Source organism: Streptomyces sp. NRRL F-5123 (genome assembly GCF_000721495.1).
Lineage (GTDB): Bacteria > Actinomycetota > Actinomycetes > Streptomycetales > Streptomycetaceae > Actinacidiphila.
Window position 1 is genome coordinate 191,099 of the sequence record NZ_JOHY01000002.1, and the last position, 14,772, is coordinate 205,870.

The 14,772-nt window shown below is 66.7% G+C and carries 18 protein-coding genes and 1 tRNA gene; 13 read left to right on the plus strand and 6 right to left on the minus strand.

Going from position 1 to position 14,772, the window contains the following annotated elements; genetic code table 11:
- Positions 1–5 precede the first annotated feature (5 nt).
- Together IH54_RS0102695 and IH54_RS0102700 are read left to right on the plus strand one after the other, a co-directional pair.
- Positions 6–482: a hypothetical protein gene (locus IH54_RS0102695; protein ID WP_031512564.1), complete on the plus strand. Its 477-nt coding sequence runs from the start codon at positions 6–8 to the stop codon at positions 480–482.
- The gene (locus tag IH54_RS0102700; RefSeq protein ID WP_031512565.1) at positions 479–1,984 is read left to right on the plus strand and encodes a DNA sulfur modification protein DndB; all 1,506 of its coding nucleotides are present in this window, start codon (positions 479–481) and stop codon (positions 1,982–1,984) included. Before IH54_RS0102695 ends, IH54_RS0102700 begins: the two co-directional genes overlap by 4 nt.
- Positions 1,985–2,183: 199 nt before the next feature.
- Here IH54_RS0102700 and IH54_RS44290 read toward each other — a convergent pair whose 3' ends face one another.
- The 5 genes from IH54_RS44290 to IH54_RS0102735 all read right to left on the minus strand — a co-directional run bounded on the left by IH54_RS44290 (position 2,184) and on the right by IH54_RS0102735 (position 7,225).
- The gene (locus IH54_RS44290; protein ID WP_234343326.1) at positions 2,184–3,989 is read right to left on the minus strand and encodes a hypothetical protein; all 1,806 of its coding nucleotides are present in this window, start codon (positions 3,987–3,989) and stop codon (positions 2,184–2,186) included.
- Positions 3,990–5,551: 1,562 nt separating this feature from the next.
- Positions 5,552–6,073 carry a DUF6907 domain-containing protein gene (locus tag IH54_RS0102720; protein WP_031512567.1) on the minus strand — a complete coding sequence of 174 codons (522 nt, stop codon included), beginning with the start codon at positions 6,071–6,073 and terminating at the stop codon, positions 5,552–5,554.
- A gap of 3 nt (positions 6,074–6,076) precedes the next feature.
- Positions 6,077–6,346 (minus strand): hypothetical protein, encoded by a 270-nt coding sequence (locus tag IH54_RS0102725; RefSeq protein ID WP_031512569.1) that lies wholly within the window; start codon positions 6,344–6,346, stop codon positions 6,077–6,079.
- Positions 6,343–6,771, minus strand: a complete 429-nt coding sequence (locus IH54_RS0102730) for an ATP-binding protein (RefSeq protein ID WP_031512570.1) — start codon at positions 6,769–6,771, stop codon at positions 6,343–6,345. The genes IH54_RS0102725 and IH54_RS0102730 overlap by 4 nt, the downstream gene beginning before the upstream one ends.
- Positions 6,772–6,817: 46 nt before the next feature.
- Complete coding sequence (locus IH54_RS0102735; protein WP_031512572.1) at positions 6,818–7,225, minus strand: NUDIX hydrolase; 408 nt, start codon at positions 7,223–7,225, stop codon at positions 6,818–6,820.
- Between the two features lie 106 nt (positions 7,226–7,331).
- Here IH54_RS0102735 and IH54_RS0102740 point away from each other — a divergent pair, with 106 nt between their 5' ends.
- From IH54_RS0102740 to IH54_RS0102790, 11 genes are all read left to right on the plus strand, one after another.
- Complete coding sequence (locus IH54_RS0102740) at positions 7,332–8,120, plus strand: GntR family transcriptional regulator (RefSeq protein ID WP_031512573.1); 789 nt, start codon at positions 7,332–7,334, stop codon at positions 8,118–8,120.
- A gap of 190 nt (positions 8,121–8,310) precedes the next feature.
- Positions 8,311–8,661, plus strand: a complete 351-nt coding sequence (locus IH54_RS0102745; protein WP_031512575.1) for a hypothetical protein — start codon at positions 8,311–8,313, stop codon at positions 8,659–8,661.
- A gap of 5 nt (positions 8,662–8,666) precedes the next feature.
- On the plus strand, positions 8,667–10,043 hold the full coding sequence (locus IH54_RS0102750; protein WP_031512576.1) for an FtsK/SpoIIIE domain-containing protein: 1,377 nt from the start codon (positions 8,667–8,669) through the stop codon (positions 10,041–10,043).
- 67 nt (positions 10,044–10,110) lie between these two features.
- On the plus strand, positions 10,111–10,323 hold the full coding sequence (locus tag IH54_RS0102755) for a hypothetical protein (protein WP_031512577.1): 213 nt from the start codon (positions 10,111–10,113) through the stop codon (positions 10,321–10,323).
- Positions 10,324–10,347: 24 nt separating this feature from the next.
- Positions 10,348–10,941: a DUF2637 domain-containing protein gene (locus IH54_RS0102760; protein ID WP_031512578.1), complete on the plus strand. Its 594-nt coding sequence runs from the start codon at positions 10,348–10,350 to the stop codon at positions 10,939–10,941.
- Between the two features lie 14 nt (positions 10,942–10,955).
- Positions 10,956–11,147, plus strand: coding sequence for a mobile element transfer protein (locus IH54_RS0102765; RefSeq protein ID WP_031512580.1), 192 nt, complete (start codon positions 10,956–10,958; stop codon positions 11,145–11,147).
- 16 nt (positions 11,148–11,163) lie between these two features.
- On the plus strand, positions 11,164–11,358 hold the full coding sequence (locus tag IH54_RS0102770) for a hypothetical protein (RefSeq protein ID WP_031512582.1): 195 nt from the start codon (positions 11,164–11,166) through the stop codon (positions 11,356–11,358).
- Positions 11,359–11,383: 25 nt separating this feature from the next.
- A complete protein-coding gene (locus IH54_RS0102775) occupies positions 11,384–11,686 on the plus strand; it encodes a hypothetical protein (protein ID WP_078861883.1) in 303 nt (100 codons plus the stop codon).
- A gap of 122 nt (positions 11,687–11,808) precedes the next feature.
- Complete coding sequence (locus IH54_RS0102780; RefSeq protein WP_052396998.1) at positions 11,809–13,113, plus strand: replication initiator; 1,305 nt, start codon at positions 11,809–11,811, stop codon at positions 13,111–13,113.
- Positions 13,110–13,322, plus strand: coding sequence for an excisionase family DNA-binding protein (locus tag IH54_RS0102785; protein ID WP_043179596.1), 213 nt, complete (start codon positions 13,110–13,112; stop codon positions 13,320–13,322). Before IH54_RS0102780 ends, IH54_RS0102785 begins: the two co-directional genes overlap by 4 nt.
- Positions 13,319–14,545, plus strand: coding sequence for a site-specific integrase (locus IH54_RS0102790; protein WP_031512588.1), 1,227 nt, complete (start codon positions 13,319–13,321; stop codon positions 14,543–14,545). The genes IH54_RS0102785 and IH54_RS0102790 overlap by 4 nt, the downstream gene beginning before the upstream one ends.
- A 78-nt stretch (positions 14,546–14,623) precedes the next feature.
- Here IH54_RS0102790 and IH54_RS0102795 read toward each other — a convergent pair.
- Positions 14,624–14,699 (minus strand) — tRNA-Arg (locus IH54_RS0102795).
- Positions 14,700–14,772 lie beyond the last annotated feature (73 nt).

The following is a 14,772-nucleotide window of genomic DNA, read 5'->3' on the forward strand; positions in this document are numbered from 1 at the left end:
GGGTAGTGCTGCACGAGCGCGAATGTCGAGTCCGGGACTACTACGCTTCGGAGCTCGCCCAGCACCGTCCAGGCGAGTTACTTATCGCCCGAGAGAACAGTTACGACGGCACGGCCGTTCGCGCGGATATGCGCACGATCGATCGAAGCAACGTCACTCGCTTGTGGGAATTCAAGATCAGTGCGAGTTACGAGGCGCTTGGGCAGATCCTGGTCTACATGGCTATGGCGCGCCGGGCCGAGGAAACCGCCGGCAGCGAATGCTTGATCCGCGGAGTCATCGCAGCGTTCGATTTTCAACCTGAGCTCACCTACACCGTTGAGAGGTTGAACCTCTCGATCGAGCTAGTCCCTCTCCCTCTGGTACTTGCCCATGCAGGTGGCATTCCGGCTTTTGTAGAGCCCATATCGATTCCCGTAATTCCAGGCCAGTCCGGGCTGCTCGCCCCGGGCACCGACCTCTATCAACAGGAGACGCCATGAGTACACCGTTCATCAGTCAGCAGAAGTTGATCAACACCGACGACATCCCCGAGGACGCGAACTATGGGGGCCTGCGCATTCTGCATGTCAGCACCGACACGGAAGCACGAGAGAATTTCGAACAGCATCGCTACCGCTTCCAGCATGAGAGTGAGAAGCGGCACGCCATTCGTGGCACGCTGTCCCTAAAGGGTGCAGCCGGCAAGTATCGCATTTGTGTCACAGTCCATCCCAGTCTCCGGCAGTTTACGGACCTCGTAAAATATAATCCTTCCGATCCGCCGCGCGCTGTCGACTACGAAGCCAACGGCATGAGGGCTGCGCATATCAAGACACAAAGTGACTTCAAGGGAGCAAAGTCCGCCAACCGTATGGACTTCAGTCGTTACATTTTGGAGGCCGTCCGCGGCGAACGAGTTGCTTACCTCCCCACCGTCACCGGTTGGCAGTCGGTTGAGGAGTTTGAGGAAGACCCGCAGCCCATTTTCGTCGCGTTTGATGAAGCCAACCCGGCGGCCATCTACGGCGAGATCTACCTGCCCAAGCGCCCTATCATGCAGGCCGACGGACAGACTCAAACCGCTGCCCTCTTCGAGGCAGCGCAGAATCGTCTCGCTCTCCAGAGCGGTGCACTCGAAACCTTCTTCGTGACGCTTGAGGTCGAACTGAAGGTTGACGTCGATGCGGCGGCCCAGAGTTTCGCAGATCGCAACGGCCGAGGCACGAAGAAGAACACCAATTTGGTGGCGACTTTCGACACCTCGTCAGCACTGGCGAAGCTGCGCAACCAGGCAGTCAAGGGCACCATCTTCGAGGACCGCGTCGCCGATGGCCGCAGCACGGGAGCCACACTCACCGCGGTGCAGAATATCGTCGACGCATCGACGCTCGAGCAACTACTGCTCAACGTGATCTCCCACGGCAACCGCAAGCGCGAGCACATTAAGCATCATCACATCGAGGCAGTGCTGCCCTACTGCCGCGAGTTCCTGGAAACCTTGGAAAGTCAGTTCGGTAGCGCTTGGAGTGACACCAAAAAGGCTGACACCTACCGACGGTTGTACGTCCATGGATGGGCATTCGCCCTCAAGGCTCTCGCATTGGCCTACAACCAGGTGCGGAGGGACAAACTCGGGCCAATCATGGAAGCGATGCAGAAGGAGACTGCAACCGGAGACGACACCACTGAGCAGTTGGTGAAGAGGTTCAACGATATGATCGAGGAGCAGGTGGTGCCTGCTCCGGAGATCTCCTTTGATGAATTCAAGCAGCGTCTGGCCGCCATCGACTGGCGGCGTGACCGCCGGCACTGGATTCAGATCACCGGTTACCTGCAGGAGAAGAACGGCACCAAAAAGACGGTGAAGCTGAAGAGCACTGGTGAGACCGTCGTCGCGGCTGCAGCCTCGAACACGCCGGCACACATTGGCAAGGTGGAGAACAAGATCCTTTCCGACACCTGGGCCGAACTCACCAGCAGCGAATCCGAGCCCATCAACTAGATGCTCAGCCGGAAGGCGCTGATCAAGTGCCCTTGGCCCTCAGCCTGCAGCCTCGCTGTGGCTGAGGGCCGACGTCGCGAAACCCGCCAGGAACAACTTCACCCGAGGGGCCGCGGAGAACTTTGCAACCGGCGGAGATGGGCATACTCACAATGAGCTCTCACCGTGCTCGTCTCCCTCGACACGCCCATATCATTCGCTACCACCACGGCGCAGATTGGCTGCCATCTGCTTCCAGGCCATACGGCCAGAAGTTTATGTAATTGGGCCATAGGTCATCATCGTCAAGAAAGAGAACGGATGGTGATTTCGGATTTCCAGAATCGAGCAATTTTAGGAGCGTCCGCTCGACGCCTCGGTAGTCGCCATTCCGCCCCTCTAGTTCGATTAGCAAACCCTGTACCTCGGTCTCACCCGCTTCGCCCGCCTGTGAAATAGCTCCTTCGATAAATCCATCTCCGGATCTACTGACTAGAGCTTCATGCACTGGGTCAACGACCGCTGCGCTAACTTGACGAAGCGACTCCGCCCCTCGGCTGTCGCCGACCTGGTCTCGCCATTGAGCGAGCAAGGCTAGCGCGTCGGCCTCACCGCCATACTCAGGGTGCCGGGCCTGGAAATCTTCACTTTCTAGCTCTTCGACTAGGCTTCGCCATTCGCTTAAAAGTTCTCGCTGCTGAACATTTCCCGCAGCGGTATTCTTCTGAAGTAGTTGTTCAATTCCCTTGGCGACCCCGTACGCATCTAGCCTCTGGGGAAGCACCTCAATGGCCTCTTCGTCGCCCGAGTCAGCGGCTTGCCACCATAATTCGTCGGCACCTGCGATGTCTCCATAGATGTCCCGCGACTGAGCGACCAATATCATGGCGTGCGTGTCGCCAGACTCTATGGCCTGTTCGTATAGTCGACTGGAGCGTTCAGGATTTAGGTTCTCCAGGAAGAAGGCAAGCTCCCTAACGGCGGGAATATAGCCTGACTCAACTGCACGTTGGAGTAGAATATATGACCAGCGATTGCGGTAACGGAGCCGAGCTTCATTGGCCAATTGGACCAGATCCGCGGCGCTCAGATAGTCGTGAGCGGCCTGCCAAAACGATGTAGGAGGGCAGAGGAGCCTGCGCTCACGACGCCCCCGTTGTTCGAGGTAATCTGCGAGCCGATAGTTTAGTGAAGATGGAGACGCCTGCGTGGGGGGCACAATCTCATGTATTCGGCGGCGACTGCGACGCAGAGGGGCTAGTTTGCCGTGGACGGGTCGACTGGTTTCCATGAGGGCTTGTTCGAGCCAATTATCATCAAGGTCGTCAAATTCGTCGTCGCTCAGATATCCTTCCGCGGCATGTTCCAGGAACCCTATCGGTAGCTGGACTCCGACACCGAGGCGTCGAGCGTCCATGGCCGCATGCAAGAGTGCGCGAGCAGCCGACGAGGCGGATTCGTAACGACGGACCAGCTCGGGAGCTCCGGCGAGGAATTGCGTCACCCTCCCGTCCTGCACGTGTTCGAGCGCATGCGCAAGTTGGGCGTCACCTGCTATGGCCAGAGCCTGCGCGTGACCGGCCGCCTTGGTATCGAAGCTCTCCGGGATGCCGATCAGCCGTCCAGAGAGCACTGCCCTAGCATGTGAATATCGATCGACCTCCCCAGGTTGGGGTAGGGCAATATAGGTATCCGCGTACTCCGGCCACATCGTCCCAAGAATGAGGATGGGCCCCCGCCGCGGAGTGGTAAGTAGCGTGTGGACGGCGGAGGAAATGCGTTCGCCCAGTCCACCACTTGCACCGAAGTAGTGCTGAGCTTCATTGAGCCACACAACCGTGCGCGGCCCCACACCCTCGATCCCTCTAAAAGCAGCCTCAGCGCGAGTGGGGTCGAAGGGGTGCCACAGCCGCCACCCCTTACTGGCCAGGGGCTGAACCGCTTCCCAACAAGCTCGCGTTTTCCCCGTTGACGAGGTACCGACCAGCACTGCCATCCGGCTTTGTCCCATGTCGACTTCAGACACGAGAGCGGACAGTTCCTCGTCGTGTGTACGGAAGACATATTTAGGCAGTCTCGCTGACAAACGGTGCCCGCTACTGCTTTCAGAGGAAGGGGCGTCCACTGCGGGATGGACTTCCAGTTCGTCCGGATCCCACTCCGCGATTGGCCGCCCCAGAGTGACTACGTCGCCTCCGCTACCGGCGCCTGGCGGCGTGGAACGATCGGTCTCTGCCCCAGTTGCTACGTCCAGTAGAGCTAGTAAGTAGTCGGTGTCCAGCGCCAGGACGTCTGCCAGTGCGCTGACGGTCGCGCCGCTTGGCGGTGGTGCGGACGCACTGAAGGCCTGACTGATCACGGTGCGTCCTAACCCACTACGGACCGTCACCTGTTCCATGGTGAGTCGCTTCTTCGAGCGCCTCGCCCTGAGGATGCGGCGCAACTCTGCGAGTGCCTCGTTAGCGGTGGTTGCCGATCGGTCATCGAAGTTGTCGGTGGACAAGGGCGCTCCAGTCTCCGTCTTTGCCGTTCATCTTTGTTCGTCTTCGTTCGTGCTGAACATCTGCGAACATCGTCTGGGCCACCCTCAGAACAGCCGCGAATTCCGCTGCTCTGATGGAAGGGAACTACGGGATGTCCGACAATTCAATTCTCGTGACTCTAGGTTGCTTCGCTGTTCTGATCGCGACGCTTGCGGCGGGAGGCTCAGCATATTTTCTGGCGCGTCGCAGTGGAACATCGCATTCGGAGGCACTTCCCAGGGCGGCAGCCGCTTCTGTCACCACAATGAACGCGCTGGCAACGATGGTCCAGGCAGTGACGGCGGTAGCCACCACTTTGAGGTGAATCGTGCCGCAGTTGCCACAGAGGAGGCATCCCGGGTTCTACCACCATGCCTCTCACCTCCGCCGATTCTGTGGGCAACCTCGGAAGTTGCCCGGCGTCTATGTAGCGTCATTGGCTACCACTTTCGGCGCACCTTCACTGGTTTCGTGAACTGATGAAAAGGCTGAGGCCGCCTGGCAAGCGGAGCCCCCTACCTGTCGTTGACATACCAGGTCCCGTTCTCGTCCCCAGATTCCGTCCCGTCTGCCGTCGGCCCGCACTTCAGTGGAGCGGGCGTGGTTCAGGGCGTCAAGGTGGAGCGCGCCACTGTACGAACGACCTTGACGCCCTGGGCCGCGACTGCTCGGCTTGCCCCGGGCCGATGGCAGACGGGATGGGAGCACCCCGCACCCGCCCATGATGAACCCGCGGGCGCCGACCGAGCCTGGTCCATCTCGGAGCCGGAGCGCCCCCGCCGGAGGCACCTCTTTGACCCCGGCTGTACGTCTCGTCTCATGCCGCCGGCCTCCCCCTCGGGGGCGCGCGCGGCGCGGGCCGTGCCGAGCGGGGCGGAGACAGGAGCGACGGCGCGGCCGGGCGCCGGACGCGCGCCCGGCGGAGCGGCAGCGACGCCGGGTGCCTTGAACTCGTAGAGAAGGTTGTTACTCACTCCGGGCGTCGCTGGCGTAGGTGGACATGTGGAAGGGCCCCGGTCGCCTTGGAGCTTCGTGGCGGTCGGGGCCCATGGGACGTGGGTTTCGGCTACGCGTTGTGGTGGGCGGTCCAGTCGTTGCGGGCTGCGATGAGGGCGGGGCGAACTTGGTGGTCGAGGTGGTCGGCTTGGGTGCGGAGTTGGGCTGCGATGGTGGCCAGTTGGTTGGGGTCGAGGTTGGTGAGCCAGTAGTCGTCGACGAGTTGGAGGTTGGCGACGGGCTCGCGTGAGGTGGGGTCTTCGCTGTAGGGGGCGCAGTCGATGCTTCCGCTGAGGATGACGGTTTCCGGGGCTGGCTGGTCGTCGGTGAGGGTGACCGCGATGCGCTGGCCGGGGAAGGGCTGGTGGTGGGTGAGGTCCGCCAGCTCCGTGGCGAGATGGTGGGGCGGGATGTCGGTGGTGCTGGGGTCGGTTTCGGCCCAAGGGGGCAGGTAGCCGGCCGCTGTGTAGCCGGTTGTCGTGGTGATCGTCCACGTCTGGGTGGGCGGGGCGTTTTCTCCGTGAGGCGCCGTCGCGTCCGACTCGCTGGTCGTCGGCTGGGGACTGTGGGGCTGCACCGTTGCGGTGGTCATGGGCTACCGCCCTTCTGCGGTCGGGGGCTGGACGGGTGCGGGTAAGGCCAGGTCTTCAAGGCGTGCCTCGCTGGGGGCGTGCTGCTCGATCGTTGCGGCGACCTTGCGCCAGGCCGTGAAGACGGACATCACGTCGGGTTCGGGGGCGTGGGTGAGGTCTGTCAGGAAGCGGCGTTCCAGGACGGTGTGGTTCAGGGCTCGGCAGATGCGGGCGACCGTCCACAGGCTGTGGGTAGTGGCCGAGTCGTCCGCCTGCTGGCCGGCGGGCGTCATGGCGTGTCCGGTGTGGTGGTCAGGTGGGCGGTGACGGTGTGGCCGTGCTGGTCGCCGTGGGTCTCGACGTGGTGGGCGAGGGCGGTGACCATCGCCAGGCCGCGGCCGTGGGTCTCGTCGGCGTCGGGGTGCTCGACGGTCGGGGCGGTCTTCGTGCCTCCGGAGTCGGTCACCGAGATCGAGACCAGCGCATCGGAGACGGCGAGGCTGATGTGGAACGTTCCCGGCGGCTGGTCGGCTGTTGCGTCGGTGTGCGTGTGGAGCACGGCGTTCGTGCTCAGCTCCGTGACGATCAGCGCGGCGTCGTCCGCGCACGGGGATTCGCGCAGGACATCGCGGGTCCAGCGGCGGGCGCGGGCAACTTCTTCGGGTGAACCTGGGCAACTGATTCCCCAGACCCGCGGTCTACTCATATACTCGTGCATACAAGTTGCTTCCTGCTGGTGGGCGGCCATGGACAGGTGTTACGAGCTAGACGAGTTTCACGCCGTCGTGGGCGCGGACGGCCGGCGGGGATACGGCGTCGAGAGCGTCCAGGACGCGGATCGCGTACGCCTCGTCGGCGAGTTCGGAGACCTCGTCGCGGGTTGCCCAGCGCAGGGCGCTGGTCTCGTCACCGGTGGAGAGGTGGCCGTCGATCGCTTCGCAGCGGAAGACAAGCGAGACGATCAGGCCGGTCATGTTCTTGTAGACGCCGGTCAACGTCGCCGGAAGCGCGATCTTGATGCCGGTCTCCTCCAGGACTTCACGCTGGAGGGCGTGGGGGATGGTCTCCTCGGGTTCGAGCACGCCACCGGGGGGCTCCCAGTGGCCGTTGTCCCGGCGGCGGATCAGCAGGGCCCGGCCGGCGTCGTCGACGATGACTCCGGCGACGCTCACCGAGTGCGGGCGCTCGATCGGCACGTACGTGATCCCTTCGACTGGCTAGGCTGCCCACCGTAGCAACAAAGGTCGGCCACTCGTCTAGATATCCAAAGGAGTAATGATGCCCGGTTCCTTCTCCGGCACACTCGGGGCGCTGGACCCCACGAGTGACCGCGCGGTGTTCCGCCAGATCGCCGACCAGTTGCGCGAGGCCATCGACAAGGGCAAGTTCGCCGAGGGCGACAAGCTTCCCAGCGAGACGGAGCTTGTCGACCACTACGGCGTCTCGCGGATGACCGTCCGCAACTCGCTCTCCGTCCTCCAGGGCGAGGGGCTGGTCGTCTCCGAGCACGGCAAGGGCGTGTTCGTGCGGCCCCGGCCACCTGTGCGCCGCCTGGCCTCCGACCGGTTCGCGCGCCGGCACCGCGAGCAAGGGAAGTCGGCGTTCATCGTCGAGGCCGACGCCGCGGGCAGCCACCCGACCGTCGACAGCCTGGAGATCAAGGAGGAGCGGCCCACGCAGGATGTGGCTGCACGGCTGGGCGGCCCCCGCAAGGTGCTGGCCCGGCGGCGCCGGTACCTGCTCGACGGGCGGCCGGTCGAATTCGCCACCTCCTACCTGCCGCTGGACCTCGCCCGGGGGACACCCATCGCCGAGCCGAACCCCGGACCCGGCGGCATCTATGCCCGGCTGGAGGAGCTGGGGCACCGCCTCGACCACTTCGAGGAGGAGATCCGGGCCCGCATGCCGGCACCCGGTGAGGTCAAGACGCTCCACCTGGCCGCCGGCGTGCCCGTGATCCACCTGATCCGCACCGCCTTCGACACGGAAGGACGCGCCGTCGAGGTCTGCGACACGGTGATGGCGGCGGACGCATACGTCCTGGCGTACCAGCTTCCGGCAACGTGACCAGGGCGGATGGGGTGCGTGACGGGTGGCGGGGAGGCCGCGTCCGCCGACTCGTATGCCTCCACACGAAAACTCGTATAGACGAGTAGCTGGGTCGTGTGGCACAGTGGGTCCCGCACCCGCCCCTGCGGGCACATCGGATGACACTTATCTAGACGACTAGCTGTCATGAGTGAGGGGAGAACCAGCGTTGCGTTCCATCCGTGTGGAGACCTCGGCGGCGACGATCCTGCTGACCGAGGCCCCGGAAACCAAGATCAAGGACCGGCAGACCGGCGAGATCGCGACCGACGCGGTCAGTGGTGAGCCGCTGATGACGCTCGGGGTCGTGTACATCGAGGACGGGGAGTCCTCGCTGGTGAAGGTGACCGTCCCGCAGAGCGGTGTGAGTGAGGGCCTGGCCCTCGGGGCGCCGGTCGCGCTGCCGGGGCTGGTGGCCCGGCCCTGGGAGAGCATGTTCAACGGGCAGCAGCGGCATGGGATCGCCTTCCGGGCCGCCGCCGTCACCCCGGCCGCCTTCCCCGCACAGGTGGGGGCCTGAGCCCGATGTCGGACCTGATGACGTTGCTGGAGGGGGGCGGCACCGTCACCGCTGTCGGCGGTGGCGCTGCCTACCTCCGGGCCGAGCAACCGGCCGCGTACTGGTCCCTGGTCGGGCTTCCCGTCTCGACCGCCCGCCTGCTCAGCACGTACGCCTCGGTCATGGACGCCTGCGGGCTGACCGTCCCGCCCTCGCGGCTGCGGGCCCTGGCCGTACAGGTGACGACTCGCCGGGAGGTGCGGCCGGTGCCTCCACGGCGCGGGATCGTCCGGCCGACGTCAACCGGTCTGCGGCTCCGGCTGCGGCTCGCGCCCGGTCAGGAACCCGCCGACGTCGCAGCCTCCGCGGAACGGCTGCGGCATGCCTGGGGCGTGCACGCCGTGTATGTGTCGGTGGTCAAGCCGGGCGTGGTGGAACTGCGGCTCGTCGGCTTCGACGTACTGCGCAAGGTTCGCATGCCGCGCCGCATGGCCGCCGGTTTGCTCAAGGTGCCGATGGCTCTGCGGGAGGACGCGACCGCGTTTGTACGGGACTACCGCGCGATACCGCACCAACTCACGCTCGGCGCGACGCTGTCGGGCAAGTCTATGTACCTGCGAAACCTGGTCGCCGGGCTCGCCCCGCAACGCGTCGCGCTGGTGGGGATCGACTGCAAACGGGGCGTGGAGCTGGCGCCGTTCGCGGCCCGGCTGTCAGCCCTGGCCACCGACCCCGAGCAGGCGGCCAACCTGCTGCCCGTACTCGTACGCGAAATGGAGAACCGCTACGACCTGATCAAAGCCCGGCAGGGCGTCGCCCCCTCGGCCCCGAGCGAGGAAATCACCTCCGACGTATGGGGCCTACCGGAAGCACAACGGCCCGTACCGATCGTGCTGTTCGTCGATGAGGTGGCGGAACTCTTCCTCGTCGCCAGCAAGAAGGACGAGGAACGGCGCGACGAGATGGTCACCCATCTGATCCGCCTTGCTCAGCTCGGCCGTGCCGCCGGCATCTACCTGGAGGTGTGCGGGCAGCGCTTCGGTGCCGAGCTCGGCAAGGGCGCGACCATGCTCCGGGCCCAGCTCAGCGGTCGCGTCTGCCACCGCGTGAACGACGAAGCCTCTGCGAAAATGGCCCTCGGCGACATCGCACCGGAAGCCGTCATGGCCGCCTGCGCCATCGCCCCCGAACGGCCGGGGCTCGCCGTCGCCGGGGACACCTCCGGCGGCTGGTCCCGCATCCGCACCCCGTACCTGTCCCTCGGAGACGCGGCGGCCGTCTGCGACGCCACCACCGACCGCGTGCCTGAACTTCCCGCCCTCGCACCCTTCCGGCCCGCCGTCCCCGCGCGTCCCGCCGGTCCGCCCGCGCCCTTGGCCAAACCACGGCCCGTCAGCGGCTGACCCTCCCTCTCTCACTGTGCAGCGCCACGTCCCTACCCCGTCATGCCCCAAACCGAAAGGCAGGCCCGTGTCCAGCCCCACTGCCGGTGAACTGTCCGACTTCCTGTCCGACCTGGCCGCGTTCCGTACGGGCGGAGCCGGTGACTACGCCGCGTTGATGGCCCGGAAGGCCGATCTCCTCGAACGCATCGCCGCCGACATGCCCGGCGACGAGGAAGCGGCCCAGACCGCCGCCCTTGCCCGTGCCCGTGCCCGTGCAAACGACCTGGCCACCGGCTGAGGCAGGCCGAGAGGAGACGACGTCATGCCCGCCCACCTGTCCCGTGTGGACGCGGTGCTCGTCCAAGCGCTCATCGCCGCGTCGCTGTCCTTCGCCCACCTGCACGACGTCGCCGACGCCGCAGGACAACAGGGCTGGAAGGCGTGGGCCTACCCGGTCTCCGTCGACCTGCTGCTCGTCGCGGCTTGGCGACGCCTGCGCTCCGGTGCGGGGAAGGCGGCGGCCTGGTGCTGGTTCGTCGTGGCGCTGTTAGCCTCGCTCGGCGCCAACGTCGCCACCGCCGGGCTCCTCGACGCCGTGTCCGTACCGGCCTGGCTGCGCATCCTCGTCGCCGGATGGCCGGCCCTGGCCTTCCTCGGCGGAACGCTCCTGGCGCACGGAGCGGAGCCGGTGCTCCGGGAGCTCCCCTCCGTCACGGCCGCCGCTGCGCCGGGTCCCGTTTCAGAAGCCGCACCTGCGCCCGCCCAACCCGCCATCCCGGCTGCCCTGCTCGCGCACGCCCGCAAGATCGCCGCCGAACACCACACCCGCACCGGCAGCGCCATCGACGCTCCAACCCTCCGCGCCCGCCTCGGCGTCCCCGCACCCCTCGCTGACGTCATCGCCGCCCAGCTCTGAGAGGAGAACGTCCCATGCCCGCCAACCGCCACTTCCGCGACCTGATCAGCATCGGGCCCGTCCAGGTCGGCACCTCCAACGACACCCGCGGCACCGAGAAGCACACCACCGCCTGCACCGCACCGCGCTGCGGCTTCTCCGCCGACTACGACTCCCGCGCTGCGGCCGAGTTGGCCGCACGAACCCACCGCTGCCCGGTCCGCTGAAAGGAAGTCCTCGCACGTGACCGTCAGCCTGCCCCTGGTCGCTGTCCTCGGGATCATCGCCTGGGCCGCGATCCGGTTCCTCGGCATCCGCCTCTGGGTCGCCGTCGTCATCGCCCTGTTCGGCTTCTATCTCGCCCACACCTTCCTCGCCCCCGCCATCGACGACAGCACGCGCAACGGCGTCGAGATCGTCAACGGCACACACACCTAGACGAGTAGCTGAGAGAGGTCCCGTCGTGCTCCTGAACCCCAAGTACCCGCCCGCGCCGACCGCTCCGGCCGCGCCCGTCAGCACCTCGACCGCGCTCCCGCAGCACGCCCACGCACCGGTCTGCGCCTGCCAGCAGGCCCACCCCGCCGCCACCCCGGGCCACCGGTTCGCGCCCACTGTCGGCGTCGTCGCCGGAGCCGTGGCCGCCGTCGTCACGGTCGGCGTGATCCTGACCGCGCTCCTGGTCGCCGTCACCGTCGCGGCCATCTCGGTCGCCATCGTCGCCGTCATCCTGCGCTCGCTGCTCGCGCCGCCGCGCCAGCGCTGACCGCTCCACCGAACTGCCGGGGCGGCACCGATACCGCCAAGCATCCGCCGCCCCGGCAGCCACCCTCCACGAACCTCAGCCCGCGAAGGAGCCCCATCATCACCCGCGCAACCCCGCCCCCGCTGCCCGAACTCGGCACCCTGGCCGCTTTCGGCACCCTGCCCGGACTCGTCCGCCAGCTCTCCGGGCTCGGCGGCTGCACCCACCCCATCCGCCTCGACGGCCACCGCACCGAACACGCCCTCGACACCACCACCGGCGAGATCGGCGCCGTCCTGCACCGGATGACCTCCGAGCAACTGCCCGCCGGGCACCTCCTCGTCCGCTGCAACAACCGCCGCACTACCCGCTGCCCGGCCTGCGCCGAGACCTACCGCCGCGACACCTTCCACCTGATCACCGCAGGCCTGCGCGGCGGCAAGGGCACCCCGGACGACGTCGCGCACCACCCGCGCGTCTTCGCCACCTTTACCGCACCCGGATTCGGCCCCGTCCACAACCGCCCCGACACCGGCCGCTGCCGCTGCGGAGCCGTGCACGAGACGGACGCGCCGGAACTCGGCGCCCCACTCGACCCGGACACATACGACTACGACGCCGCTGTGCTCTGGAACGCCCACGCCGGGGCCCTGTGGCGCCGCTTCTCCATCTACCTGCGCCGCGAGATCGCCAAGCGCGCCGGGCTGAGCCAACGCGCCTTCCGGCGGCACGCCCGCGTCTCGTTCGCCAAGGTCGCCGAGTACCAGCGGCGCGGCGCCGTCCACTTCCACGCCGTCATCCGCCTCGACGGCCCCGAAGGCGGCACCACCCCACCGCCCGCCTGGGCCACCCCGGACCTGCTCACCGACGCCATCCGCGCCGCCGCCTCCACCGCCAGCGTCACCGGGCCCGTGATCGACGGCCGCCCCCACACCTTCGCCTTCGGCCGCCAACTCGACGTCCGCACCATCCGCAGCAACGACTTCCACGGCTCATCGACCCTCACCGACCGGGCCGTTGCCGCGTACATCGCCAAGTACGCCACCAAAGGCGCCGAGACAGCGACCGGCACCCTCGACCGCCCGATCCGTTTCCTCGCCGAACTCGCCCACCTCCACCTCACCGACCACGCCCGCCGCATGATCCGCACGGCCTGGACCCTCGGGGCCCGCAAGGACCTCGAACACCTCCGCCTGCGCGCCTGGGCCCACATGCTCGGCTTCCGCGGCCACTTCTCCACCAAGACCCGCCGCTACTCCACCACCCTCGGCGCCCTCCGCGACGCCCGCGCCGAATACCGCCGCGCCCAAAAGGGCCAGCAACCCGAAGAGACGACGTACGTCCTCGCCCACTGGACCTTCGCTGGCACCGGCCTCACCACCGCCGAACGCTGGCTCGCCGCCTCCCTCGAACCCGCCCCCGGAACGGAAGGAGAACCCACCACATGAGTCCCGCGACCACCGTCATCGAGCGCAAGTGGCACACGGTTGCCGAGGTCGCCGCCATGCTCGGCTTCGGGCTGTCCAAGACCAAGATGCTCGTACTCACGGGAGAGATCCGCTCCGTCAAGGTCGGCCGCAACCGCCGCATCCTGCCCGCCTGGGTGGACGAGTACGTCCGGGCCGTCACCGCGGGCCCTGAAAGGCGGTCGGCATGAGCGGCAAGCGCGCCAACGGCGAGGGCTCCATCTACCCGTACAGGAACGGTTACGCGGCCTACGTCTGGGTGGACACCCCCAGCGGCAAGCGTCAGCGGAAGTACGTCTACGGCAAGTCCCGGGAAGAGGTCCACGAGAAGTGGATCAGGCTGCACACCGAGGCGCGCAAGGGCCCGGTGGCCACGCGGCACCGGACGCTCGACGCCTTCCTCTCCTACTGGTTGGAGTCGATCGTCAAGCCCAACCTCGCCCCGCTGACATACGTCTCGTACGAAGGCGCCGTGAGGCTCTACATCGCTCCCCACCTCGGAGCGAAGCGGCTCGACAAGCTCACCGTGCGGGACGTGCGGGAGTGGTTGACCAAGCTGGCAGCCGTCTGCCAGTGCTGCGCGCAAGGCAAGGATGCCAAGCGCTCCCCGGCACGGCGCCGTTGCTGCGCGGTCGGTGAGTGCTGCGAGGCGTACCCGTCGCGGCGGGTGATCCAGGCGTCCCGGGATGCGCTGCGCGCCGCGCTCACGCACGCCGTGACGGAGGAGGAGATCGGGAAGAACGTCGCCTCGCTGGTGAAGGTGCCGAAGCCGCGGCGGCGGCGCATCAAGCCGTGGTCCGTGGTGGAGGCGGGCCGGTTCCTGGCGGACGGGCTCGCCCGGGAGGACCCGCTCTTCGCCGCGTGGGTCCTCGTCCTGTGCCTGGGGCTCCGGCGCGGTGAAGTGCTGGGGCTGACGTGGAAGTCGGTCGACCTGGATTCAGGCGAGCTGTACGTCGACCACCAGATCCAGCGCGCCGGGAAGGAGATCCTGCACCGCGAGACGAAGACGGAGGAGTCGGACGACTTCCTGCCGCTGCCGGCGCTGTGCCTGAAGGCGCTCCGGATGCGCCGGGCCCAGCAGGAGGGCGATCGCAAGGCGGCCGGGGACCTCTGGCAGGACACCCGCGGCCTGATCTTCACCACGAAGTACGGCACCCCGATCGAGCCGGGCAACCTCACCCGGATGTTCGCCCTCCGGGCCCGGCGGGCGGGCCTGCGCGTGATCCCGCTGCGGAACACCCGGCACACGTGCAGCTCGCTCCTGGTCGCCCTCAAGGTCCACCCGAAGGTGGCCCAGCGCATCCTTCGCCACTCGCAGATCACGATGACGATGGAGGTCTACGCCGAGGCGAGCGAGGACGAGGTGCGGGAGGCACTGCGGCAGCTCTCCGAGGCGATGGGCGGCTCCGGCTGAGATCAGCCGTTGCTGTACTTCGCTGCTGTACGGCACGACAAAGCCCCCGCCGGATGATCCGGCGGGGGCTTTGACCTGTGGTGCACTCGGCAGGATTCGAACCTGCAACCTTCTGATCCGTAGTCAGATGCTCTATCCGTTGAGCTACGAGTGCGAGGCTGCTTCGCGGCTTTTGGGCCGGTCGGCGTCGCGGGAACAACATTACATGAGGTGGGGCGGGACGTGAA